Below are 2477 nucleotides of genomic sequence, written 5' to 3' on the forward strand. Positions count from 1 at the left end.
CACTCGTAGCTCAGCTGGATAGAGTACTCGGCTACGAACCGAGCGGTCACAGGTTCGAATCCTGTCGAGTGCACCATATACCGAAAAGCCCGCGTTTAACGCGGGCTTTTTGCTGTCCGGGATTTGGCTTTTCCTTTCACACAGCCTCTTTCATCAAAATCAATTTGAGCACTGCGGCCTCGCTTGAGGTCGTAACGATAGCTTGTGGTGGATGTGCGCGTATTGATCTTGTCCGGCTTGCCCAGCGCACTTTCGACGTCCCGCTGGCTCATGCCGGCGATGACCTGCCGGTTGATGATCGCTTCACGCCGCTGGCTGCTATCGATCAGGTTTCCACATTTATGTTCGGCGCCGCCGATGATGCCCGGTTCGCGCCCCCTGTCTTTCATGCCTGTCACGGCTTCGTGATTGAACTCCGGCATGATCGCGACCCAGCCGGGTGAATAAGGATGAACCTGCTGAAGAGAAAGCTGCTCGCCGGCTGCGCAGCTCATCGAAGTAAAGGTGACGCTGCCGTCAGACGCTTGGCAACGATGAAGTGTGGTGGCTGTGGAAGGCGTGGTGTGGAGAAGTGCGGTCAATAGGATAAGGGCTGATTTTGATGGCATTCGATGTCCTCCATGACGATCTACGCTCAAGGGTAGTCGCTACTTTTTCCATCGCCGGTGTGTTTTCTTTTCAGGATGAGTCGTCGCATTTGCACGGATCAGGAAGGCGCTCAGGTTTGTTGTGCAAGCGCTTGTTTCAGCCGTGATTTTTTAACGTTTTAAACCGTCAGGCGTGTATCATTGCGCCCGTCAGCCCCGCCGGGGCTTGTGGAAAACTTCCATGGACTTACCCAGTAGATATTCAGTACCCCGTTTTACCAATCATGAATTGACTGATTGATCCTTCCGGCGTGCCCCGCTGCTGGGAGTGGAGTTCGCCTATGTCCGAAATCGAAGTAAAGAAAACACAGGAAAGCCTGCAGGATCGCCTGGCTCAAGTCGTTGAGCTGCTGCAGCGTCAGCGTGTTGTTGAAGACCTGACTCATCGCCAGGAAGGCCCGCATCACGACCGGGTCGAAAACCTGGTCCACCGGCAAAATCTCGTCGAGTTGCAGCGCAAGCTCGACGATTTGCACTCCGCCGACGTCGCCTACATTCTCGAAGCCTTGCCGCTGGACGATCGCCTGACGCTCTGGCAACTGGTCAAGGCTGACCGCGACGGCGACATTCTGCTTGAAGTATCCGATTCCGTTCGGGAAACGCTGATCGCCGACATGGACGATCACGAGCTCCTGGCTGCGGCCAAGGACATGGATGCCGACGAACTCGCTGACCTGGCCTCCGAGCTGCCGCGAGACGTCGTCCATGAGCTGATGGAGAGCCTGGACAATCAGCAGCGCGAGCGTGTCCGCTCGGCACTCTCCTACGACGAGGATCAGGTCGGTGCGCTGATGGACTTCGAGATGGTGACTATCCGTGAGGATGTCAGTCTCGAGGTGGTGCTGCGTTACCTGCGTCGTCTCAAAGAACTGCCGGGGCACACCGACAAATTGTTTGTGGTCGACTACGACGGCGTGCTCAAAGGCGTTCTGCCGATCAAGCGTTTGCTGGTCAACGATCCGGACAAGCAGGTCGCCGAAGTAATGGCCAGCGATCCGGTGAGTTTCCATCCTGACGAAGACGCCTACGACGCCGCGCAAGCGTTCGAGCGTTATGACTTGATCTCGGCCCCGGTGGTCGACAAGAACGGCAAGCTGATCGGCCGTCTGACCATCGACGAAATGGTCGACCTGATTCGTGAGGAGAGCGAAAGCGAAGTCCTCAACATGGCGGGTCTGCGCGAAGAGGAGGACATTTTCGCGTCGGTGTGGAAATCCCTGCGCAACCGTTGGGCCTGGCTGGCAGTCAACTTGATCACGGCATTTGTCGCCTCTCGGGTGATCGGTCTGTTCGAAGGCTCGATCGAGAAGCTGGTGGCGCTCGCCGCGCTGATGCCCATCGTGGCGGGTATCGGTGGCAACTCGGGTAACCAGACGATCACCATGATCGTGCGCGCAATGGCACTCGATCAGGTCAGCACCGGCAATACGTCGCGCTTGATGCGCAAGGAGCTGGCGGTCGGCTTGATCAATGGTCTGGTCTGGGGCGGAGTGATTGGTGTCGTCGCCTATCTGCTGTACGGCAGCTGGTCGTTGGGCGTGGTGATGACTGCGGCGATGACGCTCAACCTGTTGCTGGCGGCGCTGATGGGCGTGTTGATCCCGATGACCCTGGCGAAGATGGGGCGCGATCCGGCCATGGGCGCCAGCGTGATGATCACCGCGATGACCGACAGTGGCGGCTTCTTTATCTTCTTGGGGCTGGCGACAATCTTCCTGCTCTGACTTGCCGCAATGAAAAAGCCCGTCAACACCAGACTGTGTGAAAACGCAATCTGCCCCGGTTAAATACAAATGCCCCGACTTGTCGGGGCATTTGTATTTCTGAAAA

The 2477-nt window shown here is 57.2% G+C and carries 2 protein-coding genes; one reads left to right on the forward strand and one right to left on the reverse strand.

Features of this window, described 5'->3' with window-relative positions; translation table 11 throughout:
- Window positions 1-95 precede the first annotated feature (95 nt).
- A complete protein-coding gene (locus tag HU755_RS26870; protein WP_186638282.1) occupies window positions 96-608 on the reverse strand; it encodes a cell envelope protein SmpA in 513 nt (170 codons plus the stop codon).
- A gap of 320 nt (window positions 609-928) precedes the next feature.
- Between HU755_RS26870 and mgtE the strand changes: the two genes are divergently transcribed.
- On the forward strand, window positions 929-2371 hold the full coding sequence (mgtE, locus tag HU755_RS26875) for a magnesium transporter (protein WP_186529805.1): 1443 nt from the start codon (window positions 929-931) through the stop codon (window positions 2369-2371).
- Window positions 2372-2477: the final 106 nt, after the last annotated feature.

Origin of the sequence: Pseudomonas sp. SWRI111 (genome assembly GCF_014268555.1) — a bacterium.
GTDB classification, from domain to species: Bacteria; Pseudomonadota; Gammaproteobacteria; order Pseudomonadales; family Pseudomonadaceae; genus Aquipseudomonas; species Aquipseudomonas hamedanensis.

Excerpts from the sequence above, each read along its gene's own strand:
- mgtE (WP_186529805.1), top strand. The coding sequence starts at position 929 with ATGTCCGAAATCGAAGTAAAGAAAACACAGGAAAGCCTGCAGGATCGC.
- HU755_RS26870 (WP_186638282.1), bottom strand. The coding sequence starts at position 608 with ATGCCATCAAAATCAGCCCTTATCCTATTGACCGCACTTCTCCACACC.